General features: G+C 62.4%; 26 protein-coding genes. 6 read left to right on the top strand and 20 right to left on the bottom strand.

Features of this window, described 5'->3' with window-relative positions:
* Window positions 1–30: 30 nt before the first annotated feature.
* Window positions 31–1545: a threonine ammonia-lyase, biosynthetic gene (gene ilvA, locus BV82_RS01725; protein ID WP_036995369.1), complete on the bottom strand. Its 1515-nt coding sequence runs from the start codon at window positions 1543–1545 to the stop codon at window positions 31–33.
* A 136-nt stretch (window positions 1546–1681) separates the two neighbouring features.
* Between ilvA and rpiA the strand changes: the two genes are divergently transcribed.
* A complete protein-coding gene (rpiA, locus tag BV82_RS01720; RefSeq protein WP_010222132.1) occupies window positions 1682–2353 on the top strand; it encodes a ribose-5-phosphate isomerase RpiA in 672 nt (223 codons plus the stop codon).
* 92 nt (window positions 2354–2445) lie between these two features.
* Here rpiA and BV82_RS01715 read toward each other — a convergent pair whose 3' ends face one another.
* The 4 genes from BV82_RS01715 to BV82_RS01700 form a co-directional block, all read right to left on the bottom strand.
* Entirely contained in the window at window positions 2446–3357 is a 912-nt protein-coding gene (locus BV82_RS01715; RefSeq protein ID WP_036995368.1) for an SdiA-regulated domain-containing protein, read from the bottom strand.
* Window positions 3358–3442: 85 nt separating this feature from the next.
* Entirely contained in the window at window positions 3443–4375 is a 933-nt protein-coding gene (locus tag BV82_RS01710; RefSeq protein WP_036995367.1) for an SdiA-regulated domain-containing protein, read from the bottom strand.
* A 149-nt stretch (window positions 4376–4524) separates the two neighbouring features.
* Window positions 4525–5190, bottom strand: a complete 666-nt coding sequence (locus tag BV82_RS01705; protein ID WP_010222128.1) for a fumarylacetoacetate hydrolase family protein — start codon at window positions 5188–5190, stop codon at window positions 4525–4527.
* 41 nt (window positions 5191–5231) lie between these two features.
* Entirely contained in the window at window positions 5232–6629 is a 1398-nt protein-coding gene (locus BV82_RS01700; protein ID WP_036995366.1) for an FAD-binding oxidoreductase, read from the bottom strand.
* Window positions 6630–6801: 172 nt separating this feature from the next.
* On the opposite strand from BV82_RS01700, the gene serA reads away from it, so the two are divergent.
* Entirely contained in the window at window positions 6802–8031 is a 1230-nt protein-coding gene (serA, locus tag BV82_RS01695) for a phosphoglycerate dehydrogenase (RefSeq protein ID WP_010222125.1), read from the top strand.
* Between the two features lie 56 nt (window positions 8032–8087).
* On the opposite strand, the gene BV82_RS01690 is transcribed toward serA, so the two are convergent.
* Entirely contained in the window at window positions 8088–8564 is a 477-nt protein-coding gene (locus BV82_RS01690; protein WP_010222123.1) for a DUF4399 domain-containing protein, read from the bottom strand.
* Window positions 8565–8789: 225 nt separating this feature from the next.
* On the opposite strand from BV82_RS01690, the gene BV82_RS01685 reads away from it, so the two are divergent.
* Window positions 8790–9560: a transporter substrate-binding domain-containing protein gene (locus BV82_RS01685; RefSeq protein ID WP_036995364.1), complete on the top strand. Its 771-nt coding sequence runs from the start codon at window positions 8790–8792 to the stop codon at window positions 9558–9560.
* Between the two features lie 105 nt (window positions 9561–9665).
* Here the strand turns inward: BV82_RS01685 and BV82_RS01680 are convergent, their stop codons facing one another.
* Both BV82_RS01680 and BV82_RS01675 read right to left on the bottom strand, forming a co-directional pair.
* Complete coding sequence (locus BV82_RS01680) at window positions 9666–10148, bottom strand: 2-thiouracil desulfurase family protein (protein WP_036995363.1); 483 nt, start codon at window positions 10146–10148, stop codon at window positions 9666–9668.
* 1 nt (window position 10149) lies between these two features.
* Complete coding sequence (locus BV82_RS01675; protein ID WP_010222120.1) at window positions 10150–10782, bottom strand: 2OG-Fe(II) oxygenase; 633 nt, start codon at window positions 10780–10782, stop codon at window positions 10150–10152.
* A gap of 114 nt (window positions 10783–10896) precedes the next feature.
* On the opposite strand from BV82_RS01675, the gene BV82_RS01670 reads away from it, so the two are divergent.
* Window positions 10897–11646: a DUF2059 domain-containing protein gene (locus BV82_RS01670; protein WP_010222119.1), complete on the top strand. Its 750-nt coding sequence runs from the start codon at window positions 10897–10899 to the stop codon at window positions 11644–11646.
* Here the strand turns inward: BV82_RS01670 and bipL are convergent, their stop codons facing one another.
* On the bottom strand, window positions 11647–12588 hold the full coding sequence (gene bipL, locus BV82_RS01665) for a phospholipase BipL (RefSeq protein ID WP_036995361.1): 942 nt from the start codon (window positions 12586–12588) through the stop codon (window positions 11647–11649). It abuts the gene before it with no gap.
* Window positions 12589–12686: 98 nt separating this feature from the next.
* On the opposite strand from bipL, the gene BV82_RS01660 reads away from it, so the two are divergent.
* Window positions 12687–13256 carry a DUF6436 domain-containing protein gene (locus tag BV82_RS01660; protein WP_010222116.1) on the top strand — a complete coding sequence of 190 codons (570 nt, stop codon included), beginning with the start codon at window positions 12687–12689 and terminating at the stop codon, window positions 13254–13256.
* Here the strand turns inward: BV82_RS01660 and BV82_RS01655 are convergent.
* Window positions 13253–13801, bottom strand: coding sequence for a sugar O-acetyltransferase (locus BV82_RS01655; RefSeq protein WP_010222115.1), 549 nt, complete (start codon window positions 13799–13801; stop codon window positions 13253–13255). The genes BV82_RS01660 and BV82_RS01655 overlap by 4 nt on opposite strands.
* A gap of 84 nt (window positions 13802–13885) precedes the next feature.
* Between BV82_RS01655 and BV82_RS01650 the strand changes: the two genes are divergently transcribed.
* Window positions 13886–16255, top strand: coding sequence for a penicillin acylase family protein (locus BV82_RS01650; RefSeq protein ID WP_036995360.1), 2370 nt, complete (start codon window positions 13886–13888; stop codon window positions 16253–16255).
* 113 nt (window positions 16256–16368) lie between these two features.
* Here the strand turns inward: BV82_RS01650 and BV82_RS01645 are convergent, their stop codons facing one another.
* The 10 genes from BV82_RS01645 to BV82_RS01600 form a co-directional block, all read right to left on the bottom strand.
* On the bottom strand, window positions 16369–17247 hold the full coding sequence (locus BV82_RS01645) for a transporter substrate-binding domain-containing protein (RefSeq protein WP_010222113.1): 879 nt from the start codon (window positions 17245–17247) through the stop codon (window positions 16369–16371).
* Window positions 17244–18017 carry an amino acid ABC transporter ATP-binding protein gene (locus tag BV82_RS01640; RefSeq protein WP_010222112.1) on the bottom strand — a complete coding sequence of 258 codons (774 nt, stop codon included), beginning with the start codon at window positions 18015–18017 and terminating at the stop codon, window positions 17244–17246. The genes BV82_RS01645 and BV82_RS01640 overlap by 4 nt, the downstream gene beginning before the upstream one ends.
* The gene (locus BV82_RS01635; RefSeq protein ID WP_010222111.1) at window positions 18014–18673 is read right to left on the bottom strand and encodes an amino acid ABC transporter permease; all 660 of its coding nucleotides are present in this window, start codon (window positions 18671–18673) and stop codon (window positions 18014–18016) included. The genes BV82_RS01640 and BV82_RS01635 overlap by 4 nt, the downstream gene beginning before the upstream one ends.
* Entirely contained in the window at window positions 18654–19319 is a 666-nt protein-coding gene (locus tag BV82_RS01630; protein ID WP_010222110.1) for an amino acid ABC transporter permease, read from the bottom strand. The genes BV82_RS01635 and BV82_RS01630 overlap by 20 nt, the downstream gene beginning before the upstream one ends.
* Window positions 19320–19748: 429 nt before the next feature.
* On the bottom strand, window positions 19749–20534 hold the full coding sequence (locus BV82_RS01625; RefSeq protein ID WP_010222109.1) for a MetQ/NlpA family ABC transporter substrate-binding protein: 786 nt from the start codon (window positions 20532–20534) through the stop codon (window positions 19749–19751).
* A gap of 176 nt (window positions 20535–20710) precedes the next feature.
* A complete protein-coding gene (locus BV82_RS01620; protein WP_036995359.1) occupies window positions 20711–21652 on the bottom strand; it encodes a sigma 54-interacting transcriptional regulator in 942 nt (313 codons plus the stop codon).
* A 69-nt stretch (window positions 21653–21721) separates the two neighbouring features.
* Window positions 21722–22303 (bottom strand): alpha/beta hydrolase, encoded by a 582-nt coding sequence (locus BV82_RS01615; RefSeq protein ID WP_036995358.1) that lies wholly within the window; start codon window positions 22301–22303, stop codon window positions 21722–21724.
* Between the two features lie 209 nt (window positions 22304–22512).
* A complete protein-coding gene (locus tag BV82_RS01610; RefSeq protein WP_010222106.1) occupies window positions 22513–22914 on the bottom strand; it encodes an ExbD/TolR family protein in 402 nt (133 codons plus the stop codon).
* Between the two features lies 1 nt (window position 22915).
* Window positions 22916–23644, bottom strand: coding sequence for a MotA/TolQ/ExbB proton channel family protein (locus tag BV82_RS01605; protein ID WP_010222105.1), 729 nt, complete (start codon window positions 23642–23644; stop codon window positions 22916–22918).
* A 28-nt stretch (window positions 23645–23672) separates the two neighbouring features.
* Complete coding sequence (locus BV82_RS01600; RefSeq protein WP_036995356.1) at window positions 23673–24473, bottom strand: energy transducer TonB; 801 nt, start codon at window positions 24471–24473, stop codon at window positions 23673–23675.
* Window positions 24474–24508 lie beyond the last annotated feature (35 nt).

Genomic DNA, 24508 nt, shown 5'->3' with positions numbered 1-24508 from the left:
TCCTCAGGCATTGCCCAAAAGCGTAGACGCTCAGCCCAGGAACAGCCGGTACGCCGGGTTATCGGTTTCGTCCCAGTATGGGTAGCCGATCTTGGCCAGCGCCGCCGGCACCAGATGGCGCTCATCATCCGGCACCTGCAGGCCGGCGACCACGCGACCATCGGCCGCGCCGTGGTTGCGGTAGTGGAACATCGAGATGTTCCAGCGCCCACCCAACTTGTTGAGGAAGTTGAACAGCGCACCCGGGCGTTCGGGAAACTCGAAACGCAACACCAGCTCATCGCTGACCCGCGCCGCATGGCCGCCGACCATATGGCGGATGTGCAGCTTGGCCAGTTCGTTATCGGTCAGGTCGAGGACCGGGAAGCCTTGCTCGGTCAGGCTCTGGATCAGCGCACTGCGCGGGTCGGTATCCGGATGGGTCTGCACACCGACGAAGATGTGCGCCTCGCCGTCGGCATGGTAGCGGTAGTTGAATTCGGTGATCTGGCGCTTGCCCACCGCCTCGCAGAAGGCCTTGAAGCTGCCGGGCCGCTCGGGGATGGTCACGGCGATGATGGCTTCACGGCCCTCCCCCAGTTCGGCACGCTCGGCGACATGGCGCAGGCGGTCGAAGTTGACGTTGGCGCCGGAATCGATGGCGACCAGGGTCTGCCCGGTCACCCCGTTGAGTTCGACGTACTTCTTGATCCCGGCAACGCCCAAGGCGCCGGCAGGTTCGGTGATCGAGCGGGTATCGTCGTAGATATCCTTGATTGCCGCGCAGATCTCGTCGGTACTGACGGTGATCACGTCATCGACATACTGCTTGCAGATGTCGAAGGTGTGCTGACCGATCTGCGCCACTGCCACACCGTCGGCAAACAGCCCGACCTGCGGCAGTACCACACGCTCACCCGCTGCCATGGCGGCCTGCAGGCAGTTGGAGTCGTCCGGCTCGACGCCGATCACCTTGATCTGCGGGCGCAGGTACTTCACGTAGGCCGCGATGCCGGCAATCAGGCCGCCGCCGCCAACCGGAACGAAGATCGCATCCAGCTGCCCCGGGTGCTGACGGAGGATCTCCATGGCCACGGTGCCCTGCCCGGCGATGGTGAGCGGATCGTCATAGGGGTGGATGTAGACGAAGCCCTTTTCGTCCACCAGCTTCAGCGAGTACGCCAGCGCTTCCGGGAACGTATCACCATGCAGCACCACCTTGCCGCCGCGCGAACGCACGCCTTCGACCTTGATCTCGGGGGTGGTCTTGGGCATCACGATGGTGGCCTTGATCCCCAGCTCACGGGCCGCCAGGGCCACGCCCTGGGCATGGTTGCCGGCCGATGCGGTGACCACGCCACGGGCCAGTTCTTCAGCACTGAGCTGGGCCAGTTTGTTGTAGGCACCGCGAATCTTGAACGAGAACACCGGCTGCAAGTCTTCACGCTTGAGCAGGATGTTGTTGCCCAGGCGCTTGCTCAGCTGGCCGGCGGTCTGCAACGGGGTTTCGACGGCAACGTCGTAAACGCGCGAGGTGAGGATCTTCTTGACGTACTGTTCGAGCATCGGGAAAGCATCACTGAGCGGTTGGGCGAGGTTTGCGAGTCTACCCCAGCGCCCTGTCGGGCGACCACAGCAAGCCAGGGGTTTTAGCCGCTATACTACGCGCCTTCACGATACTCCTCCCCGCTTCGGAGCCCGCATGACCCAGGACCAACTCAAACAGGCTGTCGCCCAGGCCGCTGTCGATTTCATTCTGCCCAAGCTCGACGACAAGAGCATCGTCGGCGTCGGCACCGGTTCGACCGCCAACTGCTTCATCGACGCCCTGGCCAAGCACAAGACCGCCTTCGACGGCGCCGTGGCCAGCTCCGAAGCGACCGCTGCACGCCTGAAAGGTCATGGTATTCCGGTGTATGAGCTGAACACCGTCAGCGACCTGGAGTTCTACGTTGATGGTGCCGACGAAAGCGACGAACACCTGAACCTGATCAAGGGCGGTGGCGCGGCCCTGACCCGCGAGAAAATCGTTGCCGCCGTGGCCAAGACCTTCATCTGCATCGCCGACGCCAGCAAGCTGGTGCCGGTACTGGGCGCCTTCCCGTTGCCGGTCGAAGTGATTCCAATGGCCCGCAGCCACGTGGCGCGCCAGCTGGTCAAGCTGGGGGGCGACCCGGTGTACCGCGAGGGTGTGCTGACCGATAACGGCAACATCATTCTCGATGTGCACAACCTGCAGATCACCAACCCGGTCGAGCTGGAAAGCCAGATCAATGCGATTGTCGGCGTGGTCACCAATGGCCTGTTCGCGGCGCGGCCGGCGGATCTGCTGTTGCTGGGGACTTCGGAAGGGGTCAAGAGCCTCAAGGCCTGAGGTGTCTGACTCAGGGCGGCTTTGCAGCCTATCGCTGGCAAGCCAGCTCCCACAGGTTCTGCTTGTGGGAGCTGGCTTTCCAGCGATGAAGTTTACTCGGCTGGCTTCTTGAACACGTAAAACAGGTTCGGCTCGCTGACCAGGTAAATGGTCCCGGCATCGTCCATGGCGATACCTTCGGCCTGCGGCACGCTCTTCTTCAGGCCCTGAAAGCCCTTGCGCAACGACAAGGTGCTCAGCGGCTTGCCCTGCACATCCAGCTCCAGCACCAGCTGCGATTCATCCGACAGCGCCAGCAAGTGGCCGCTGCGCTCATCGAACTGCAAGCTCGACAGGTCACGCACAAACAACCGCGAATCACGCTTCTGGTCCTGCACCACATGCACCGCATACGGTTGCTCGGGGTTGTCATGGGGGAAGCCATGCACCTCGTAGATCAGCATCGGGTCACGCTCCTTGGCCACGAACAGGCGCTTGCCGGCCGAGTCGTAGGCCAGGCCTTCAAAGCCTTTGTTGCCATTGAGGCCGATACCCAGGGTCAGTTGTTCGGCATCCTTGGCATCGAGAAAGGGCGTGTTGTCGTTCAGGCGCACGCGAATCAGACGCTGCTCGCGCTCATCGGTGATCACGTAGCTGTTGGGGCCGACGTACTCCACCGCCTCCGGGTCGCCAAAGCCGGTCAGCGGCACCCGGCGCAGGATACGCCCGTCCAGTGACAGCTCGATCAGCTCGGAGCGCTTGTTGGTCACGGTAAACAGGCTGTTGCGGTCGGGGTCGAAGGTCAGCGCCGAGATATCGTCGTCCAGGCCTTCGACAGGTTGAGCCTCCAGCACCACCTGGTACTGGTCCAGGCCAATGCTCTGCTCGAACGGCTGCCACCAGGTCTTGAGGTTGAACCAGCCGCGCTCGAACAGGCGGTACTGCTGCCCGGCCGCGGTGACCAGAAGCAAGCCGAGCAGGCTCAAAACCAGGAAAATCAGGGGCAGGCGAATGTAGCGACGCATTCAGGTGGACTCAGTAAGTGACAGCCTGAATCTTCCCACACTCAACTGAAGTGAAACTTAATCCTGAAGTAGGAAAAGTCTGAAATCAGGGCTTGTTAAAACGATAGAACAGGTTCGGCTCACTGACGATGTACAGCGTGCCTTTGTCGTCCATCGCCACGCCTTCGGCTCGCGGGATACGCTTGTTCAAGCCATTGAAACCGCCCAGCAGAGTCATGAAGCTGACCTGCTCGCCCTTCTCGTTCAGCTCCAGCAGCATGTTCGAGTCAGCGGACAGCACCAGCAGGTGCCCGGTACGCGGATCGACGCCCAGGGCCGAGAGGTTGCGCAGGTCCAGCTCGTCGCTTGGCAGCGGCTGCTTGTCGCCAGTCAGTGGGCTATGGCCGTCGCTGCTCCAGGTGAACAAGGCCGGCGGCCGCTCTTCACCAAGGATGATGCGCTGTTGCATAGGGTCCCAGGCCACGGCTTCGAAGGCTTTGTTCTGGTTTTCCGAAGGGCCGAGGTCGTATTGCGGGAAATCGGCGATGTTCAGCGATTGGGTGTCGGCATTGAGGGTGACGATGGTCATCTTGTGATCGCGCTCGTCGACAATCGCCAGGCGCCCGCCCTCCAGCACTGCAACCCCTTCAGGATTGCTCCAGCCCACCAGCGGCATTTTGCGCAGCACGTCGCCTTCAAGGGTCAGCTCAACCAGAAAGGGATTCTTGCCCATGACGGCGAACAAGGTTTTGCTCACCGGGTTGTAGGACAGGTCAGAAGCTTCATCATCCTCCATGCCCGGCAGCACCTTGGCATCGATATTGACCTGGTAATCCGGCAACCAGATGCTGGCCTGCTGCTCGACCTTGCTTTCGAAACGCTCCTGCAACCAGAGCAAGCCACGGTCATCCCAATGCATGGCAATCGCCACGCCGTAGCCGATGATTGCCGCGGCTGCCGCCCAGGTGGACCAGCGCAAGGCCAGGCCACGTTTGCGCGCAGGCGGCACGGAATTGCTCGAAGGTAGGGGAGTGGCCATGAAGTTTTGCTCTTTTTGCCAGTTGATATCACGTAACCGGCGCGTTCGCAGAGCCAGGTCCGCACGCATTATCCGGATCGGTTGTGAAAAAAATGGCAAAACCGACAAGCCGCATGGCAGCCGACAATACTGGCTGCCATGCCAACAGGTTAAAGCACCTGGCTTTCGAAACGGCTGACGCCTGGCAGCTCCACCACCAGCTTGTCGCCCGGATTGAGCGGGCCAACCCCGACCGGGGTACCGGTGAGAATCACATCACCGGCCATCAGCGAGAATTGCGTGGCCATGTGCTGGATCATCGGCACGATCGGGTTGAGCATCAGTGCGCTGTTGCCGTCCTGGCGCACTTCGCCGTTGAGGGTCAGGCGGATGCCAATGTCGGTCAGGTCTTCAAAGGCGCTGACCGGCACGAACGGCGGCAGCACGCAGGCGCCATCGAAGCACTTGGAGCGCTCCCACGGCAGGCCTTTTTCCTTCAGCTGTGCCTGCAGATCGCGCAGCGTCAGGTCCAGGGCCGGGGCGAAGCCGGAGATAGCGTCGAGCACTTCTTCTACGGTCGGGTTGGTAGACAGCGACTTGCCGAGCAACACGGCAATTTCTGTCTCGTAATGCACCGAACCGCGCTCAGTCGGGATCTTGAAGCCGCTGTCGAGCGGCACCACACAACTGCCCGGTTTGATGAACAACAGGGGTTCGGTCGGGATCGGGTTATCCAGCTCTTGGGCGTGCTCGGCATAGTTGCGCCCGATGCACACCACCTTGCCCAGGGGAAAGTGAATACGCGTGCCGTCTACATACTGGTGCTGATAGCTCATTGCCGACTCCTGGCGCTATTGGATGCTCTTGTGCCTGTGGCTTACTCGACAGCGAAGATCTTGCCCGGGTTCATGATCCCGTTGGGGTCGAACGCCGCCTTCACTGCTTTCATGTATTCGATCTCAACCGGCGAGCGACTGTAGGTCAAGTAATCGCGCTTGGTCATGCCCACGCCGTGCTCGGCAGAGATCGAGCCGTTGTACTTCTCGACGGTCTCGAACACCCACTTGTTCACCGTCGCGCACTTGGCAAAGAATTCGTCCTTGCTCAGGTTCTGCGGCTTGAGGATATTCAGGTGCAGGTTGCCGTCGCCGATATGGCCGTACCAGACCACTTCGAAATCCGGGTAGTTATCCGCGACGATCGCGTCAATATCCTTGAGAAACGCCGGCACTTTCGACACGGTCACCGAAATATCGTTCTTGTACGGGGTCCAGTGCGAGATGGTTTCGGAGATGAACTCGCGCAGCTTCCACAGGTTCTGCAACTGCTGTTCGCTCTGGCTCATGACCCCGTCCAGCACCCAGCCCTGCTCCACGCAGTGCTCGAACGTGGCCAGGGCGTCATTGGCCACCTCCTCGTTGCTGGCTTCGAACTCCAGCAATACATAGAACGGACAGTCGGTCGCGAACGGCGCCGGCACGTCGCCGCGGCCCATGATCTTGGCCAGGGCCTTGTCGGAGAAGAACTCGAAGGCGGTCAGGTCGAGCCTGGCACGAAACGCGTGCAGCACCGGCATGATCGAGTCGAAGTCCGGCGTACCGAGGACCATGGCCGTGAGATTGTTCGGCGCCCGGTCCAGGCGCATGGTGGCCTCGACCACAAAACCCAGGGTGCCCTCGGCGCCAATGAACAGCTGACGCAGGTCGTAGCCGGTGGCGTTCTTGATCAGGTCCTTGTTCAGCTCGAGCACATCGCCCTTGCCGGTGACGACCTTGAGGCCGGCGACCCAATTGCGGGTCATGCCGTAGCGAATAACCTTGATTCCGCCGGCATTGGTGCCGATATTGCCGCCAATCTGACTGGAACCTGCCGAAGCGAAGTCCACCGGGTAATACAACCCCTTTGCTTCGGCGAAATCCTGCAACTGCTGGGTAATCACCCCCGGCTGACAGACCACCGAGCGGTCGAATTCGTTGAAATCGAGAATCTGGTTCATGTAGTCGAAAGCCACGACCACTTCGCCATTAGCCGCTACCGCCGCTGCCGACAGCCCGGTTCGGCCGCCCGACGGCACCAGGGCGACCTTGTGCTGATTGGCCCAGCGGACAATAGCCTGAACCTGCTCGATGCTCTTGGGGAAGACGATGGCCGAAGGCGCCGGCGCGAAGTGCTTGGTCCAGTCCTTGCCGTAAGCGTCAAGGGAGGCCGCGTCGGTCAGCACCTTACCGGGCTCTACCAGAGTCATCAGTTCATCAATCAGCGCAAGATCGGTCATCGATAGAACTCTCGAACTATTCATAGTCACCCTGAGCACACTTCACGTCCCAGGGATGGGCGTATCGGGGGGTACTCATGCTAGCATACGCCCCCCGCTGATCGTGCTTCAGGCCGATGCTGCGAGAGCTTCACTTCCCTGCCATTTTTCTCCGGGACACAGGTTTACGCAGATGAGCAAGACTTCTCTCGATAAGAGCAAGATCAAGTTCCTTCTTCTCGAAGGCGTCCACCAATCCGCCGTGGACGTCCTCAAGGCCGCCGGGTATACCAGCATCGAGTACCTCACCGGTTCTCTGCCCGACGCTGAGTTGAAAGAAAAGATCGCTGATGCCCACTTCATCGGCATCCGCTCGCGCACTCAACTGACCGAAGAGGTTTTCGACTGCGCCAAGAAACTGGTCGCTGTCGGCTGTTTCTGCATCGGTACCAACCAGGTTGACCTGAACGCCGCTCGTGAGCGCGGTATCGCCGTGTTCAACGCGCCGTACTCCAATACCCGTTCGGTGGCCGAACTGGTGCTGGCCGAAGCGATCCTGCTGCTGCGCGGCATCCCCGAGAAAAACGCTTCCTGCCACCGTGGTGGCTGGATCAAGAGCGCGGCCAACTCCTTCGAGATCCGTGGCAAGAAGCTGGGCATCGTCGGCTACGGCTCGATCGGTACCCAACTGTCGGTCCTGGCCGAAGGCCTGGGCATGCAGGTGTTCTTCTTCGACCCGCTGACCAAGCTGCCATTGGGCAACGCTACCCAGGTCACCAGCCTGCACGAGCTGCTGGGCCTGGCCGACATCGTCTCGCTGCACGTGCCTGAGCTGCCATCCACCCAATGGATGATCGGCGAGAAAGAAATCCGTGCGATGAAGAAGGGCTCGATCCTGATCAACGCCGCCCGCGGTACCGTGGTCGAGCTGGATCACCTGGCTGCGGCCATCAAGGACAAGCACCTGATCGGCGCCGCCATCGACGTGTTCCCGGTCGAGCCACGCTCCAACGACGAGCAGTTCGAAAGCCCGCTGCGCGGCCTGGACAACGTGATCCTGACCCCGCACATCGGCGGTTCCACCGCTGAAGCCCAGGCCAACATCGGTCTGGAAGTGGCCGAGAAGCTGGTCAAGTACAGCGACAACGGTACTTCCGTGTCGTCGGTCAACTTCCCTGAAGTGGCCCTGCCGGCGCACCCGGGCAAGCACCGTCTGCTGCACATCCACGAAAACATTCCGGGTGTACTCAGCGAAATCAACAAAGTGTTCGCCGAAAACGGGATCAACATCTCCGGTCAGTTCCTGCAGACCAACGAGAAAGTCGGTTACGTGGTGATTGACGTTGACGCCGAGTACTCGGACCTGGCGCAAGAAAAACTGCAACAGATCAAGGGCACCATCCGTTCCCGCGTTCTGTTCTAAGTTTTCCGTGCGACAAAAAAGGGAGGCCGTGATGGCCTCCCTTTTTTATGCCCGCCTTACTTGACGGTAACGGTGATCTTCTTCGACTCGACACTCGGCTTGAACGGCACGTGGAACTTGTCGCCCAGCACCAGTTGCAGGGTGTGCTGGCCCGGGGTCAGGGTCAGTTGGACTTCGGTCTGCGCCTTGCCGAAGTGCAGCACTTGCGGGCCCGCCGGCAGCGGTGCGTTGTTTTCCGGCAGCAGGCTGGTTGGCAGCACCTGGTCGGCCGCAGGCTGCTTGTCGACATCCACCAGCAAGTGGTGGTGGCCGGTATGCGGAGTAGCATCACCTGCCGGTTTGAGCTCCATGCCCTCGATGCCGAACTTGACGGTGAAGGTCTTGTCGACCGTAGCGCCATCGGCCGGGGAAACGATGAAGACCTTGGCGTCTTTTGGCGGCTCTTGGCTTTTCAGGCCATCGGCGGCCGCGGCAAAGGCCGAGACACCCATCAGCAATCCGGCGACGGCTGCACGCGAAAATAGGCTTTTCATTCACTTCTCCTGTGTTTTACTTCAATAACGTTTGCCACTGAACGAACGGCAACGGTGGATTACCATAGTCCAAATGCGTCAAAACATGTTTAACAACGGGAGAGAAAAAATTTCGCCGCCGGTTAAACATCCTCCACCTGACGTGGTCCTAAGTTGTGCTCGACCGTGACAACAACAGAAAGTCGCGGCGACTCGATTTCACTGCCAAGCATTCAAGGGGCTTAAATGCGTTTTGCCATTGGGGTACTACTTGCCACCCTCCTCAGCCCATGGGCACAGGCCGAGCTGATCGACGACGTCAATGACCGCGGCGAACTGCGCATTGCCGTAGAAGCCAACATGGCGCCGTTCAACTTCAAGGACAAGGACGAGAAACTGAGCGGTTTTGAAGTCGAACTTGGGCAATTGCTGGCCAATGAGCTTGATCTGCGCGCCGACTTTGTCGTGGTTGAATCCAAGGATTTGCTGGCAGGTGTTGAAAGCGGTAGCTACGACATCGCAATCAACCACGTCGCCGCCACCCCGGAACTCAAGGAGCGCCTGGATTTCAGCGAACCCTACGCCTACTCCAGCGCCCAGTTGATTGTACGCAAGGAGGAAAAACGCCCGCTGAGCACCCTTCAAGCGCTCAAGGGCCATAGCCTGGGCGTCGTTCAGGGCAGCCAGTTCGCTGAGCAGGCGCGAGTGGTTGAAGGCGTGGACCTGCGCAGCTACCCGGATGCATCGCAGCCGATCAAGGATGTGGCCAACGACCAGATCGATGCCGCCATCAGCGACCGTTTGCTGGTGCCTTATGCCATTCGCGACAGCCAGCAGCCCGTAAGCAAAGGCGCCACGGTCGGCCCGACTCTGAGCCTGGCGATTCCGTTCCAGAAGGGTAACCCCGCGTTCCAGAGCGCTGTGGATAACGCCCTGCAACGAATCAAGGCCGATGGCCGGCTGAGCGAGTTGTCGCAGAAGTGGTTCGGGATGGATGCGAGCAAGCCGCCGAAGTAATCGATAGGGGCTGCTTTGCAGCCCATCGCTGGCAAGCCAGCGCCCACAGGTACTGCAAGCACTGGACCTTGTGGGAACTGGCTTGCCAGCGATGAGGCCTGCAGATCAAAGTTGCTTTAACGCCAACTCCGCCGCCTCAAGCTCCAGCTCACTGAACACCTGTAGCCCCTCCCGGCGCAGCAGCGCCGTGGTCACGCCCTCGCCCGCCACTTTGGTGCCGCTGAACGTTCCGTCATAAGTCAGCGCATTGCCGCACGACGGGCTGCCGGACTTGAGCACGGCAATCCGGATGCCATGGCGGCGCACCAGCGCCAGCGCCAGCTGCGCCCCGGCCAGGAACTGCGCACTGACATCCTCGCCCGTGACCGTCAGTACCTGTCCATCACCCTCAAGCACCGCCGCCCCCTGCCCACCGGGAATCTCTGCCGGCGGCCGTGGCGTTGGCAAGCCGCCCGCCACTTCAGGGCACAATGGCACCACACGCCCTTCGGCCTGCCACTGCTGGAGCAAATCCGGATGGCCACTGGCGCGCCCGTCATAGCGCACCGGCTGGCCGAGCAGGCAAGCACTGACCAGGACCTTGTGCATCTCAGAACGGCTCGTTGCCACGGCGGCGGAACCAGCCGGTAAGCGACAGGCGATCGCGCCGAGCCGGCAGCACCTCATGGGGGACTTCGCCGGACAGGAACACCACCAGGCACCCACCGATCGGCTGCACGTCATGCTCGACGTCGCCCCTGAGGGTCATGCGCAACTGACCACCGTGTTCGGGCTGCCAGCCCTCGTTGAGGTAGATCACTGCCGAGACCATGCGCCGGTCGTCATCGCGAAAGCGGTCGACGTGCTTGCGGTAGAAAGCACCAGGCGGATACAGGGCGAAATGGCACTCGAAGTCCTCAAGGCCGAGGAACAAGCCGCGATTAAGGGCTACGCGCAGGCTGTTCATAAGCTCGAGGTAGTGGTCGCAAGGCTCGGCCTGGCCGGGTTCCAGCCACTGGATATGGTCGCCACGGATGCCCTCGCGGACCTCCTGGGCAACGCCCCGGCCCACGGCTGCTGGCGCAAGCTCGCCCTCGGCGGCGCGTTTGCGGCACTCGGCCGCCAGCGCCAGGGTCAGCGGCTCTGGAAGAAAGGTATCTTGCTGCGACCAGCCACGGGTGGCCAGGTCGTCGACGATGCGCAACAGCAGGGGGTCATCAGGGGATATGTGCATGTCGCGCATAGTATCGATCTGCCGCGAAATCCGACAGCGCCACTTGGCCGAGAGTGTGCAATGGCTTCTCGACAAAGCCCCGCCATGGCAAGGACAATAGCGCCCTGCCGACAGGAGTCCTGAATGCGCCGTTTGTTTTTACTGCTGATGATGATCTGCACCACGCCTGTCTGGGCAGACAGCCTCGACCAACTCTACAAGGTCGCCGGCTGGCCCGAGCAGCGCGCCCACTTTACCGATGCCCTCGATGCCGCCCAGCAGCGCTATCGCAGCAGCCTGCCGCCTGCGGTTTACCAGGCGCTGGTCAACAACAGCAATCAGCGCTTCCAGGCCCAGGCCGTGGACAAACGCGCTGAGGCCCAGTTGCGCGCCAACCTCAGCGACCCTGCCCCGGCCCTGGCCTTTTTCCAGTCGCCGCTGGGGCGCAAGATCGTCGCCGCCGAACTGCTTGCCACGCGTCGCGATCAGTTGGCCAAGAACGCCAAGGGCTTGCCCAAGGTCCAGGCCAGCGACAACCGTCTGCTGATCATCGGCCACCTGGCCCAGGCCCTGCCTGCCCGTGAAGCCGGCGCCGAAGTGAGCCTGGCAATCGCCGGGGTCGCCGCCGACAGCCTTAGCCAGATGATCCCCGGCCTGCTCGGTGGCGGCCAGGCCCAGGGCCTGCTCGACGGCCAGCGCCAGCGCCTGATGGAGCAGATCGGCAGCGAGCTGAACAACACCCTGCTGTACGTCTACCGCGACCTGTCCGATGCCGAGCTGGAAGCGTTCGCCACCTTTGCCGAGTCAGCCGAGGGCAAGGCTTACTACAAGGCAGCCCTGGCGGCGATTCGCGCCGGCCTTGCGGTTGGCCAGGACACCTCGCAACTGCAGTGATCAGCCCAGGCGCTGGTCGATGAAATCAAAGTAGCGCGCGCGGATCGCTGGCAGTTCGTTGGCCAGGTGATGCCGCGCTTCGGGAATCATCAGGATCCGCGGCGCGGCGAATTTCTCCCCCAGCACCTTGAGGTTGTACGGCCAGTCGACGGTCATGTCCGACTCGCCCTGGATGATCAGCGGCTGGCGCGGGCTGACCGGCGCCGCTTCAATGCGCTTGACCCAATCGAGCAACGCCCCCACCCAGGCCGTCGGCAAGCACCGTGGTTGCAACGGGTCGGCCAGCAGGAACGGCAGGAAGGTCGGGTCGTTGCTGTTCTCGCTGAAGCGCCGCTCGATGCCGTTGACGAAAGGACTGAGCACCCGGTAGCTGAACTTCGACCAGCGCCACGCACGTGGCCGTACCAGCGGCGCGAGCAGGATCACCTCGCCCTGGGCCGGGCTCTCGGCACCGCGATGCAGCAGGTGGTCGACGACGATCGCGCCGCCGGTGCTCTGCCCAAACAGATGCCAGGGCTGCGGCAGGTTCAAGCCGCGCGCCTGCTCGAACAGCGCTTGCAGCACCTGCTGATAGGCACTGAAATCATCGATGCTGGCCCGCTCGCCACTGGACAGCCCGTGCCCCGGCAGGTCGCAGGAGATCACCGCATACTGCTGATCCAGCGCCCAATCGATGACATGCCGGTACAGGCCCATGTGGTCATAAAAGCCGTGCAGCAAAATCAGGGTCGCCACTGGCGCTGCCGGCAGCCACACCTGGCCGACCACCTCGAAACCGGCGACGTCGAAGCGTCCCAGCCAGATCTGCGGCACGGCGTCACGAGCGGGCAGGTCCAAGCCATAAAAGCGCTGATAGGCCTGGGCCTGCGTCGACAGTGGCTGCCGCGCCGCCAGGGAAGACAGGCTGGCACGTAGGGAGTCGGGCTGAAATGACGCGGGCATAAAAGATTTCCAGACGCAAAAGCGGGTTATTGACCTGTGATATTCATCTGTCGCCGCCAGCATGGCAAGCTAGGCGACTTTTTTCGGACATTGCCCACATGCCCCGCTCGCCCGCCAAAACCCTGCTTGGCCTGTTACTCGTCGCGCTCTGCGGCGCTGGCCTGTGGTGGGCCTACGACAGCTTCCAGAGCCGCTACCTGCGCACCTTCGACAACCAGACCGCGCTGTTTTCCGGCGACCGCCTGCAACTGCCGACGAGCCTTGCCGGCCCCGGGCCGATCCGCCTGGTGCACTTCTGGGACCCGGCCTGCCCGTGCAACGTCGGCAACCAACAGCACCTGGCTGAATTGATCGAGCACTTCGGCCCCCAGGGCGTCGAGTTCTATGTGGTGCAAAAACCCGGGACCCGCGGCCAACTGCCCGCCACCCTGAGCGCGCTCAAACCGCTGAGCGCGCTGCCCGGCGCCGAACACCTGCCGGCCACCCCGGGCGTGGCGATCTGGGACCGCAACGGCCAGTTGGCCTACTTCGGCCCTTACAGCGAAGGCGCGACCTGCAACTCAAGCAACAGCTTCATCGAACCGATCCTGCTGGCCCTGAGCCAGGGCCGGGCAGTCAACGCCACCCACACCATGGCGGTAGGCTGCTACTGCCCCTGGCAGCCCTAGCGCACTCGCGCAGGATTGCCCACCACGGTGGCGCCAGCCGGTACATCGCGAGTCACCACACTACCGGCACCGATCACGGCGTTATCACCCACCGTCACCCCCGGCAGAATGATCGCGCCGCCGCCGATCCAGACGTTGTTGCCGATCTTCACCGGCCGCCCGCTTTCCAGGCCGCTGCGGCGCAGCTCCGGGTCCAGCGGGTGGTCGGCGGTGTAGATCTGCACTGCCGGGCCGATCTGGCAGTCATCGCCGATGCTCACCGGGGTGACGTCGAGGATCACGCAGTTGAAGTTCATGAACACGTTGGCGCCCACGCTGATGTTGTAGCCGTAGTCGCAGTAGAACGGCGGGCGAATCACCGCCCCGTCGCCGACCTCGCCGAAATGCTCGACCAGCAGGCCGTGGCGCTGCTCATTAAGCAGCTCGGCGCTGTTGTTGTAACGCTGCATCCAGTGCTTGTTGGCAATCTGCTCGGCCTGCAGCTGCGGGCAACTGGCGTGATAGAGCTGGCCGCTGAGCATCTTCTGCTTTTCACTGAGATTCATCAGTCCCTCCTGTGGGGCTATCCTCTGTCCGATTTTACCGCGATGATCGGAGCACAAGATCCGCTAAAAGCACAAGGAGTCACGATGAAGCGCAGCCTGACCTTCCTCGCCGTGGTCATTGCCGCGGCCGCTGGCGGCGGTTACTGGTACGTGCACGACAAGCTGCCGCAACGCCAGGGCGAGGTCATCCTGAGCCATCTGCAAGCGCCGGTCAGCGTGCGCTATGACACCCGCGGCGTGCCGCATATCCAGGCGCAGAACGAGGCCGACCTGTACCGCGCCCTGGGCTATGTGCACGCCCAGGATCGCCTGTTCCAGATGGAGGTCATCCGCCGCCTGGCCCGGGGCGAGCTGGCCGAGATCCTCGGCAGCAAGCTGGTGGGTACCGACGCCCTGTTCCGCAGCCTGCGCATTCGCGAGCAGGCCGAGCTGTATGTCGAGCGCCAGGACAAGCACTCGCCGGCCTGGCTTGCCCTGCAAGCCTACCTGGAGGGCGTCAATGCCTGGCAGGACAGCCATCCCAAGCCGATGGAGTTCGACGCGCTGGGCATCAAGCCGCGCCCCTTCACCGCACAGGACACCCTGAGCATCGCCGGCTACATGGCCTACAGCTTTGCCGCGGCGTTTCGCACGGAACCTGCACTGACCTACATCCGTGACCAGTTGGGTGCCGAGTACCTGAAGATCTTCGACCTGGACTGGAACCCGCAAGGTGCCCTGGCCAGCAAGCCAGCCCTGGCCGCCAACGACTGGCGGAGCCTGCAACAGCTGGCGCAACGCAGCCAGCAAGCCCTGAGCGAGGCCGGCATTCCCCAGTACGAAGGCAGCAACGCCTGGGCGCTTTCCGGCAGCCGCACCCGCAGTGGCAAGCCGCTGCTGGCCGGCGATCCGCATATCAGCTTTGCCGTGCCGTCGGTGTGGTACGAGGCGGAACTGAGCGCGCCCGGCTTCAACCTCTACGGCTATCACCAGGCGCTGAACCCCTTCGCATCGCTGGGCCACAACCGCGACTTCGGCTGGAGCCTGACCATGTTCCAGAACGATGACGTCGACCTGATCGCCGAACAGGTCAACCCCGACAACCCCGAACAGGTGAAGATCAACGGCCAGTGGCAGACCCTGACCCAGACCCAGGCACAGATCGCGGTGAAGAACGAGGCGCCGGTGAACATCACCCTGCGCCGTTCGCCCCACGGGCCGATCGTTAACTCGGTGCTGGGCGATACCGCGGGGCCGACGCCGATTGCCGTGTGGTGGGCGTTCCTGGAAACCGAGAACCCGATCCTCGAGGGTTTCTACCAGGTCAACCGCGCCGACACCCTGGCCAAGATGCGCGCTGCGGCGGCAAAAATCCAGGCGCCCGGGCTCAACCTGGTCTGGGCCAATGCCCGTGGCGATATCGGCTGGTGGGCGGCGGCGCAGTTGCCGATTCGCCCCGCCGGCGTCAACCCGGGCTTCATCCTCGACGGCAGCACGCCCCAGGCCGACAAGCTCGGTTTCTACCCCTTCAGCGCCAACCCGCAGGCGGAGAACCCGGCCAGCGGCTACATCGTTTCGGCCAACTTCCAGCCGCCGGCAAACATGCCGATTGCGGGCTATTACAACCTGGCCGACCGGGGCCAGCGCCTGAACCAACAGCTGGCCGATCCGCAGACCAAATGGGACCAGCAGAACAGCCAGGCGCTGCAACTGGACACCATCACCGACTACGGCCCGCGCACCCTGGCGCCGCTGCTGGCGGTGCTGCGGGAAGTGGCCGAGGGCGATCAGGAGAAGGAGCTGGTCGAGCAACTGGCAGCGTGGAACGGCGACTACCTGGTGGACTCGGTCAGCGCCACGCTGTTCAACCAATTCCTCTACGACCTGGCCTACGCGGCGCTGCATGACGAGCTGGGCGATACCTGGTTCCGGACATTGATCAGCACCCGCGCCATCGATGCCGCGTTGCCACGCCTGGCGGCCGACGCCGCTTCCCCCTGGTGGGGTAGACAGGGCAGCAGCGAGCACGGTGACCGCCAGGCGGCGGTGAAGCAGGCCTGGGGCAAAACGCTGGCGCACCTGCGCGCGACCCTTGGCAATGACCCGGAGGGCTGGCAATGGGGCAAGGCCCACACCCTGACCCACAATCATCCATTAGGGCTGCAGAAGCCGTTGAACCTGTTGTTCAATGTCGGGCCGTTTGCCGCGCCGGGTACTCATGAGGTGCCGAACAACTTGTCGGCGAAGATCGGCCCGGCACCGTGGCCGGTGACCTATGGGCCGTCGACCCGGCGGCTGATCGATTTTGCCGATGCCGGGCAAGCACTGACCATCAACCCGGTAGGGCAAAGCGGAGTATTGTTCGACAAGCACTATGGCGACCAGGCCAAGGACTATATCGAGGGCCGGTATCACAAGGCGCAGATGGGGGTGATTCCCGCGCAGAGCACCTTGAAGCTGGTGCCCCGGAATTAGCAAGGCTGCGCCTTGCATCGCTGGCAACGCCAGCTCCCACAGGTCCGGTGGACACACGTTCATTGTGGGAGCCGGCCTTGCCGGCGATGGGCTGCGCCAGCAGCCCCAAATGGTCAGCCCTGCCAGTTACCCCCTTCGACAATCACGCTCTCAGGCTTGGTGTCATCGCTGAGCTCCTTGCGCACATACTGGTCATACAGTTTGAGCAGGTACTTTTGCTCACCCAGGCGCGCCAGTTCGGCGTTGACCCAATCACGCAGCTCGATGTTGCCCTTCTTCACCGCCGGTGCAATCGGTGCTTCCTCGCCGAGTTTTTCTTCCAGCACGCGATAGCCCGGGTTCTGCTTCGACCAACTGAACAGGATCAGGTTGTCCTGGGCGTAGGCATCACCACGACCACTGGCCAGGGCCTGCAGCGACTCGGTGTTCTTCTCGAACTTGAGCAGCTTCCAGTCCGGGTGGTTCTTGGTCAGCCAGATATCGGCGGTGGTGCCGGTGGTGACGATGGTGGTCTTGTCGGCTAGGTCATCGAGCTTCTTCACGCTGCTGCCTTCCGGTACCAGGGCCTGCACGGCAACGCGCAGGTTGGGGTTGGTGAACTCCACCGCGTCCTTGCGTTCCGGGGTGACGGTCATGTTGGCCAGGATCAGGTCGACCTTGTCGCTCTGCAGGAACGGAATCCGGCTGGCTGGCTCAACGGCAACGAACTCCACCTTGTTCTCGTCGCCGAGCAGATCCTTGGCAAACTGGCGGCCGATGTCGGTATCAAAACCGACATAGCGCCCGGCCTCATCGACAAAGCCGAACGGCGGCTTGTCGGTGAATACGCCGACGATCAGCTTGTCGCGGGCCTTGATGGTTTCCAGGTAGCTGGTGGCCGGGGCGGCGCCACCGGCGGCCGGTTTGCCCGGTTCTTCAGCCTTGTTGCAACCGGCCAGCAAGGCCAGGCCGAGTACCGACAACAGCAGTTTCGAAGTCTTGGCAGTTTTCATGACAGTTCCTTTGCGGGAGTTTTGGGCAGGCTTTCAACAAAGGAGAATTTCTCCAGAAACTGCTGCGCGCGTGCGCTCTGCGGGTTCGTAAAGAAGCTCTCGGGGTCGCGTTGTTCAAGGATCCTGCCGGCCTCCATGAACACGATACGGTCGGCCACCGCACGAGCGAAGGCCATTTCATGGGTAACGATGAGCAGGGTCATGCCGCCCTGGGCCAGGCCCTGAATCACCTGCAGCACTTCCTTGACCATTTCCGGGTCGAGCGCGGCGGTGACTTCGTCGAACAGCATCACTTGCGGGTTCATGCACAGCGAACGAACGATGGCGATGCGTTGCTGCTGACCACCGGAAAGCTGGCGCGGGAAGGCGTCGCGCTTGTCCAGCAAGCCGACCCTGGCCAGCAGGGCTTCAGCGTGGGCCTGGGCTTCTCGGCGCTCGCGCTTTTGCACCTTGAGCGGGCCAAGCAGCAGGTTGTCGATCACGCTCATATGGCCGAACAGGTGATAACTCTGAAACACCATGCCGACCTGCTGGCGTACCTGGCGCCAGTCGGTGCCGGCCCCCAGCAATTCTTTACCGGCCAGGCGCAGGCTGCCGCTGTGGGCCGTTTCCAGGCCATTGAGGCAACGCAGCAGGGTGCTCTTGCCGCAGCCGCTGGGGCCGAGGATCACCACCACTTCGCCGCTGCGTACCTGCAGGTCGACGTGGTCGAGCACCTGCTGTGCGCCGAAGAATTTGTTGAAGCCCTTGAACTCGATCAGTGCGCTCATGCGTGTGTCCAGCGGCGCTCCAGCGCGCGCGAGGCGGCTGACAGCGGGTAGCAGATAAAGAAGAAAAACAGGAACAGTACGCCGTAGATCAGCACCGACTCGTAGGTGCGCTCGATGATCTGCTGGCCGACCTTGATCACGTCGACCACGCCGATCAGCACCGCCAGCGAACTGGTCTTGATGATTCGCGTGTAGATGTTGATGGTCGGCGGGGTCATGCGCTTGAGCGCCTGGGGCAGCAATACGTAGCCATACAGTTGCAACCCGGAAAGGCCAATCGACAGGCCCGCTTCGCGCTGCCCGCGTGGCAACGACTGCAGCGCGCCACGCACCACTTCGCCCACTTCGCTGGCGCCCCACAACGACAGCACCAGCACCGCACACCAGAAGCTCGGAATACTCAAGGCAAAGAAAATCGGCAGGCCGAAAAACAGCAGGTACAGCCAGACCAGCACCGGGATCGCCCGGAACAGCTCCAGGTAGATGCGCAGCAGCACATTCACACTGCGTTTGCCCAGGGTCGCCAACACGCCGTAGAGCACGCCGCCGAGAGTGGCGAAGAGGATGCTCAGCGCCGAAATTGCCAGGGTTTGCGCGGCCCCCTTGCCCAGTTGCGGCAAGGACACCAGCAACAACTCAAGACCCGAACTGGCCATGCTGCAGCCTCCGTTCCAGGCGGCTAAGCAGCAGCGACAATGGCAGGAACAGCAGCACGCAGATCAGCGTCAGCACCGCAAGCATCTCGTAGGTCTTGTAGTACAGGGCGATATAGCTCTTGGTGGTGTAGAGAATCTCCGGCACCGCCACCGCCGACACCACGGTGGTTTCCTTGAGCAAAAAGATGAAATTGGCGAACAGCGCCGGCAGGCTGAGGATCCCCGCCTGGGGCAGGATCACATGGCGCAGCAACTGGCCTTCCGACAGGCCGATGGAGCGCCCCGACTCCAGTTGCGCCACCGGCACCGCCTCGACGCCTGCGCGCAACACCTCGGTCAGGTAGGCGCCGCCAAGGAAGGTCATGGTGATGAGCGCCGCAGCAAAACCGGAAATCTTCAAGCCCAGTTCCGGCAAGGCGAAGTAGACGAAGAACAGCTGGATCAGCAGCGGCGTGTTGCGCGCCAGCTCCACATAGAGCTTTACCAGGCGCTGCAGGTACGGCGTGCGGTAAACCAGGATCGCCGCGTTGACCAGCGCCACCAGCAGCGAAGTGCCGATGGCGATCAGGCCGACTTGCAGGGTGACGCCCACCGCCTTGAGAAACGCTGGCAATGTGCTAAGGATAAAAGCGAAGTCGAAGCTCATGGAGTAAGCCTCGGCAGACAGTGACGATGCGTCATGGACAGGATCTCGGACCGGCCCGAGGGTAAACGGGCGGCTCTAAACAGGGGTTGTCAGTGCGGGTAAGCACAATAGGTAGACTCTAAAGGTATAAAAATATTTATTTAAATACCTTTATTGCATATTGATATCACCCAAACAGCTAACCTGCGAAATCCTTGGCGGTGGCGGGATCTTTTCGCTGCAAATGCTATCCAAGCGCTGTCACTTCCCTCCCTTTCAAGGAAGACAACAACAATGAACAGCCAAGCGAACCACGATCCCCAAGACCTGTTGAAACTGCTCAGCGCCTTGTTGCGCGCGGTGCAAACCCGCAACTGAGGCACACACGAAAACGCCGACGCAGCAGAGCCGGCGTCGGCGTTATCAGGGTAGTGAAGGTGCTGCCGCGGATCAGAACGCCGGCAGTACCGCGCCGCTGTATTTCTTCTCGATGAAGGTCTTCACTTCAGGGCTGGTCAGGGCCTTGGCCAGCTTCTGGATGGCGGCGCTGTCCTTGTTGTCCGGACGGGCGACCAGGAAGTTCACGTACGGCGAGTCGGCACCTTCGATCACCAGGGCGTCCTTGGCCGGGTTCAGGCCGGCTTCCAGGGCGTAGTTGGTGTTGATCATGTCCAGGTCGACCTGATCCAGCACACGCGGCAGCATGGCCGACTCAAGCTCGCGGAATTTCAGTTTCTTCGGGTTCTGGGCAATGTCTTTCGGGGTCGCCAGGGCGTTCTTCGGGTCTTTCAGGGTGATCAGGCCAGCCTTCTGCAACAGCAGCAGGGCACGACCGCTGTTGCTGCCTTCGTTAGGGATGGCAACGGTAGCGCCGTCCTTCAGATCGCTCAGCTTGGTGACCTTCTTCGAGTAGCCGCCGAACGGTTCGACGTGCACGCCGATCACGGTTTCCAGGTGGGTGCCTTTGCCTTCGTTGAAGTTCTTCAGGTACGGCAGGGTCTGGAAGTAGTTGGCGTCCAGACGCTTCTGGTCGACCTGCACGTTAGGCTGCACATAGTCGGTGAAGACCTTGATCTCCAGGTCCACACCTTCCTTGGCCAGGGTCGGCTTGATCAGCTCGAGGATTTCCGCGTGCGGTACCGGGGTAGCGGCAACTACCAGCTTCTCGCCCGCCTGGGCAAAACCTGCAACCGACAGAGCGGCCGCCAGAGCAGTCAACAACAGAGCCTTTTTCATGCGCAGTCCTTATTCGAATACACGGCCATCGGGCGACGGCGAAGGTGAGGGTTGCCAGTACGTTGCTAGCTGGCTTGAGGCGGACAATACCTAGATTTTTTATGCCAGAACAATATCTTTTATTTCGCTTCTTATTCCATTTCTAACAGGCACCGTCATGCACCCCTTGCATGGGTTCAGGCGCCTGGTTGCGCCAGGCGCAACAGGGCCGCTTCCAGCAGTTGTTGCAGCGCACTGCGTTCACCCGGCTCGCCAAGGCTCAGCAACTGCTCCAGCTGGCGGGCCAGAGCGCTCAACGGTGTCGGCAGGTTCAGGTGCTGGGGGAGAATTTCTTCACCGCTGCTGACCAGCAGGGCAAAGTGAATGACGTTCTCAAGTTCGCGGGTATTGCCCGGCCAGCTGTGCAACTCGAGCAGCCGCTGCGCCGCTTCGCTGATCAAGGGCACCGGCAGGTTCAGGCGCGGGCTGTAGATGCCGACGAAATACTCGGCCAGCGGCAGGATATCGCCGACCCGTTCGCGCAAAGCCGGCAGCTCCAGCTGGCCTTCGCGCAGGTAATGATAAAGGCGCTCATGAAACTTACCGGCACTCACCGCCTCCGCCAGGTCAATGCTCGACGCGGCGACCAGGCGCACGTCCACCGGGTTCGGTTGCTGGGCACCGACGCGGGTGACTTCGCGATTCTCCAGCGCCGAGAGCAGCTTGGTCTGGATCGGCAGCGGCAAGTCGGCGATTTCGTCCAGGTACAGGGTCCCGCCGTTGGCCGAACCAAACCAGCCCGCCCGACTGCTGGCCGCACCGCTGTGGGCACCGGCGCTGTAACCGAACAGCTCGGCGTCGGCATAGGTCGGGCTGATCGCCGCGCAATTGACCGAAACAAATAGCCCACCGCGATCACTGGCGCGATGAATCTGCCGGGCCAGTAGCTCCTTGCCGGTTCCGGTCTCGCCGCGGATCAGCACCGGCAGGGCCAAGGGCGCGAGCAGCTCAAGCTCCTCGCGCAGTTGCCGCGAGCGCGGGTCGACGAACACCAGCGCCTTGGCGCGAATGCTCAACGGGCTCTTGTCCAGTTCGGGAAACGTCAGCAAAGGCTGGCCGAAGGTGTCGTGATTACTCATGGCAAACTCCCGCCCTTGGCGCTTTCCGGCCGGGCGTTCGAATCAAGGCGAAGGGTCAGCGCCGGAAGGTCAGGCGCGGCGTAGGGCGTGCTGTTCCAAGCGGTTCTGCAGGCGATACAGGTAAGCGAAACCCTGCTCCCAGCGACGGTGCCCGGACTTGACGTTGATATGCCCGGCACCGGCCAGAAAGCCGGTCTCGGCGCCCCAGGCACGGGCCAGCTGCATGGCCCGCGGGGCGCTCACGGCCGGGTCGTTATCAGAGCTGACCACCTGGCTGGGAAATGGCAGCAGCAGTTGCGGAATCGGTGCGAAGTTACGCAGGGCTGGTGCACAGGTCGGGCGTTCGACGTCCGCCGGGGCCACCAGCAAGGCACCCCGTATGCGGCGCAACAGGGTCGCGCTGGCCTGCGCCGCCCAATGGGCAACAGTGATGCACCCCAGGCTGTGGGCGATAAGGATCACCGGCGATTCATCCGCGGCCACGGCATGCTCGAGTGCGGCCACCCAGTCCTGGCGCTGTGGGGTCAACCAGTCGGCTTGCTCGACCCGGGCGCTGTTGGGCAACACCTGCTGCCAGTGAGTTTGCCAATGATCGTCTGGCGAACCTTGCCAGCCCGGCACAATCAGGTAACGGATCGACTCGTTGCGCATGGGGCTCCTCCTGCTGCGTTTGCGTGCATGAGGCCAAGTATAGGGGGGTGGTTATATTCGTAAAGGAATAAGAAGCTATTTATTAATAACCAAATATCGAATCAGGACCGACCTCATCGCGGGGCAAGCCCGCTCCTGCAGGGGCGATAAAAAAGGGGCCACCCCCTGCCGAAGGACTGGCCCCTGAAGCATTGCCTGAGAGATGTTGCTCAGCGGGCGGTGATCACCGACAGCTTGGTGATACCCGCACGTTCGATCGAGGCCATGGCCCGCGCCACTTCCCCATAGTTCACGCCATCGTCGGCCTGCAGCTGCACGCGCAGCTCCGGGTCCTTGGCCTTGGCCGCCTGCAGGTTGGTTTCCAGCAGATCCGGCTGGATCTGGTCCTTGTTGATGAACAGCTTGCCGCCACCGTCGATGCTGACCACCAGCGGGTCCTTCTGCTCCACCGGGGCCACGGCCTCGGTCTTGGGCAGGTTGATGGGGATGGCGTTGGTCAGCAGTGGTGCGGTGACGATGAACACCACCAGCAGCACCAGCATCACATCCACCAGCGGCGTTACGTTGATCTCACTGAGTACTTCATCACTGTCCTGGGTCGAGAAGGCCATATCAGGACGCCTCCTTCACTTTCTGGGTGTTCTGGCCAGCGACGGCCTTGTAGGCGGTGGGGTGCACCAGCACCCGGAACGCGCTCTTCTGCGCCAGGCTATAGAAATCGTGGGCAAAGTCATCGAGGTCGGCGGCGGTCAGCTTCAGGCGGCGCAGGAAGTAGTTGTAGACCAGCACCGCCGGTACTGCGACAGCGATACCCACACCGGTGGCGACCAGCGCCGCACCGATCGGCCCGGCCACGGTTTCCAGGCTCGCCGAGCCTGCGGCGCTGATGCCCTTGAGGGCTTCCATGATCCCCCAGACGGTGCCGAACAGGCCGATGAAGGGCGAGGTGCTGCCGATACTGGCGACTACCGCCAGGCCGGTTTCCAGCGAACGGCGCTCCCGCACGATTTGCTGGCGCAGGGCACGTTCGAGGCGGTCCTGATGGTTGATCGCCTGGCTCAGGTCGCTGGCCTGCTGGCCAGGTTCACCGACGGCAATGGCGGCGTAACCGGCCTGGGCGACACGGGCGGCTGCGCCAGGTTGCGCATGGCTGAGTTCGGCGGCTGAATCCAGGCTTGAGGCAGCCCAGAATTGTTTGTGGAAACGTTTGTCCTGGTTCTTCAGGCGCACGAACTGCACGCCCTTGACCAGGGCCAGGCCCCAGGTGACGACGGAGAAGCCCACCAGCAGCCAGATCACCGCGCTTTCGATGGATTCGAGGGGGGATGCCAATACAGTCATGATCAATACTCTCTTCTGTTAGCGCGAATTAGCGGATCTTGAAGTCGATGGGTACGCTGACCCAGCCGTCCTGGGCCACGTCGCCCTGCTTGGCCGGGACGAAGCTCCAGCGCTTGACCGCCGCCAGGGCGGCGTCGTCGAGTTGCTGGCGGCCACTGCTTTTCTGAATCTGGATGTCTCCCGGCTTGCCGCTGGCCAGCACCTTTACCCGCAACAACACCGTGCCTTCCCAACCGCGCCGCTGGGCCAGCGACGGGTATTCCGGCGCCGGGTTCTTCAGGTACCCGGCGTTGGCCGAAGCCGGCGTCACCGGGGCTGGCGCCGCTGGTGCGGGAGGCGCTGGCGGTGCTGGCGGTTGTGGCGGCGCAGGCGGTTGCTCGACAGCCTTGGGCGCAGGTTTGGGTGCCGGTTTGGGCACAGGTTTAGGCTTGGGCTTGGGTACCGGTTTCGGTGCAGGCTTGGCGGCCAGTTCATCGACCACCGGTGGCGGCGGCTCGACCACTGCCGGCGGTGGCGGCGGTGGCGGCTCGACAGCCGGGGGCGCCGGTTGCGAAAACTCGATGGTCATCGGCGGAATTTGGGGCGGTACCACCGGCAACACCGGGGTCGGCGCCTGGCTCACCCAGTAGGCCACCGCACCGTGCAAGGCCAGGGCAAACACCCCGAGCAGAATCTTCTCCCGACGGCTCAGCGCGCTTTTCGGCGTGCTTTGCAGGCGCAACTGCGACAGCGGCAACCGCAGCGGGCGACCGAGGTCGACCAGCTCGCCGCTCGGCGTCTGGCGCCAAAGCACATCGTGAGCACTGGCGGCGGTCTGGACATTACCCATTGATCAACTCCTGGGACGTGAGTGCGTTTCGTCGA

The organism is Pseudomonas donghuensis, assembly GCF_000696345.2.
Lineage (GTDB): Bacteria > Pseudomonadota > Gammaproteobacteria > Pseudomonadales > Pseudomonadaceae > Aquipseudomonas > Aquipseudomonas donghuensis.
The sequence above is the reverse complement of the archived record's forward strand: the minus strand, read 5'-3'. Positions and strand labels throughout refer to the sequence as shown.

Excerpts from the sequence above, each read along its gene's own strand:
- ilvA (WP_036995369.1), bottom strand. The coding sequence starts at position 1,545 with ATGCTCGAACAGTACGTCAAGAAGATCCTCACCTCGCGCGTTTACGAC.
- rpiA (WP_010222132.1), top strand. The coding sequence starts at position 1,682 with ATGACCCAGGACCAACTCAAACAGGCTGTCGCCCAGGCCGCTGTCGAT.
- BV82_RS01715 (WP_036995368.1), bottom strand. The coding sequence starts at position 3,357 with ATGCGTCGCTACATTCGCCTGCCCCTGATTTTCCTGGTTTTGAGCCTG.
- BV82_RS01710 (WP_036995367.1), bottom strand. The coding sequence starts at position 4,375 with ATGGCCACTCCCCTACCTTCGAGCAATTCCGTGCCGCCTGCGCGCAAA.
- BV82_RS01705 (WP_010222128.1), bottom strand. The coding sequence starts at position 5,190 with ATGAGCTATCAGCACCAGTATGTAGACGGCACGCGTATTCACTTTCCC.
- BV82_RS01700 (WP_036995366.1), bottom strand. The coding sequence starts at position 6,629 with ATGACCGATCTTGCGCTGATTGATGAACTGATGACTCTGGTAGAGCCC.
- serA (WP_010222125.1), top strand. The coding sequence starts at position 6,802 with ATGAGCAAGACTTCTCTCGATAAGAGCAAGATCAAGTTCCTTCTTCTC.
- BV82_RS01690 (WP_010222123.1), bottom strand. The coding sequence starts at position 8,564 with ATGAAAAGCCTATTTTCGCGTGCAGCCGTCGCCGGATTGCTGATGGGT.
- BV82_RS01685 (WP_036995364.1), top strand. The coding sequence starts at position 8,790 with ATGCGTTTTGCCATTGGGGTACTACTTGCCACCCTCCTCAGCCCATGG.
- BV82_RS01680 (WP_036995363.1), bottom strand. The coding sequence starts at position 10,148 with ATGCACAAGGTCCTGGTCAGTGCTTGCCTGCTCGGCCAGCCGGTGCGC.
- BV82_RS01675 (WP_010222120.1), bottom strand. The coding sequence starts at position 10,782 with ATGCGCGACATGCACATATCCCCTGATGACCCCCTGCTGTTGCGCATC.
- BV82_RS01670 (WP_010222119.1), top strand. The coding sequence starts at position 10,897 with ATGCGCCGTTTGTTTTTACTGCTGATGATGATCTGCACCACGCCTGTC.
- bipL (WP_036995361.1), bottom strand. The coding sequence starts at position 12,588 with ATGCCCGCGTCATTTCAGCCCGACTCCCTACGTGCCAGCCTGTCTTCC.
- BV82_RS01660 (WP_010222116.1), top strand. The coding sequence starts at position 12,687 with ATGCCCCGCTCGCCCGCCAAAACCCTGCTTGGCCTGTTACTCGTCGCG.
- BV82_RS01655 (WP_010222115.1), bottom strand. The coding sequence starts at position 13,801 with ATGAATCTCAGTGAAAAGCAGAAGATGCTCAGCGGCCAGCTCTATCAC.
- BV82_RS01650 (WP_036995360.1), top strand. The coding sequence starts at position 13,886 with ATGAAGCGCAGCCTGACCTTCCTCGCCGTGGTCATTGCCGCGGCCGCT.
- BV82_RS01645 (WP_010222113.1), bottom strand. The coding sequence starts at position 17,247 with ATGAAAACTGCCAAGACTTCGAAACTGCTGTTGTCGGTACTCGGCCTG.
- BV82_RS01640 (WP_010222112.1), bottom strand. The coding sequence starts at position 18,017 with ATGAGCGCACTGATCGAGTTCAAGGGCTTCAACAAATTCTTCGGCGCA.
- BV82_RS01635 (WP_010222111.1), bottom strand. The coding sequence starts at position 18,673 with ATGGCCAGTTCGGGTCTTGAGTTGTTGCTGGTGTCCTTGCCGCAACTG.
- BV82_RS01630 (WP_010222110.1), bottom strand. The coding sequence starts at position 19,319 with ATGAGCTTCGACTTCGCTTTTATCCTTAGCACATTGCCAGCGTTTCTC.
- BV82_RS01625 (WP_010222109.1), bottom strand. The coding sequence starts at position 20,534 with ATGAAAAAGGCTCTGTTGTTGACTGCTCTGGCGGCCGCTCTGTCGGTT.
- BV82_RS01620 (WP_036995359.1), bottom strand. The coding sequence starts at position 21,652 with ATGAGTAATCACGACACCTTCGGCCAGCCTTTGCTGACGTTTCCCGAA.
- BV82_RS01615 (WP_036995358.1), bottom strand. The coding sequence starts at position 22,303 with ATGCGCAACGAGTCGATCCGTTACCTGATTGTGCCGGGCTGGCAAGGT.
- BV82_RS01610 (WP_010222106.1), bottom strand. The coding sequence starts at position 22,914 with ATGGCCTTCTCGACCCAGGACAGTGATGAAGTACTCAGTGAGATCAAC.
- BV82_RS01605 (WP_010222105.1), bottom strand. The coding sequence starts at position 23,644 with ATGACTGTATTGGCATCCCCCCTCGAATCCATCGAAAGCGCGGTGATC.
- BV82_RS01600 (WP_036995356.1), bottom strand. The coding sequence starts at position 24,473 with ATGGGTAATGTCCAGACCGCCGCCAGTGCTCACGATGTGCTTTGGCGC.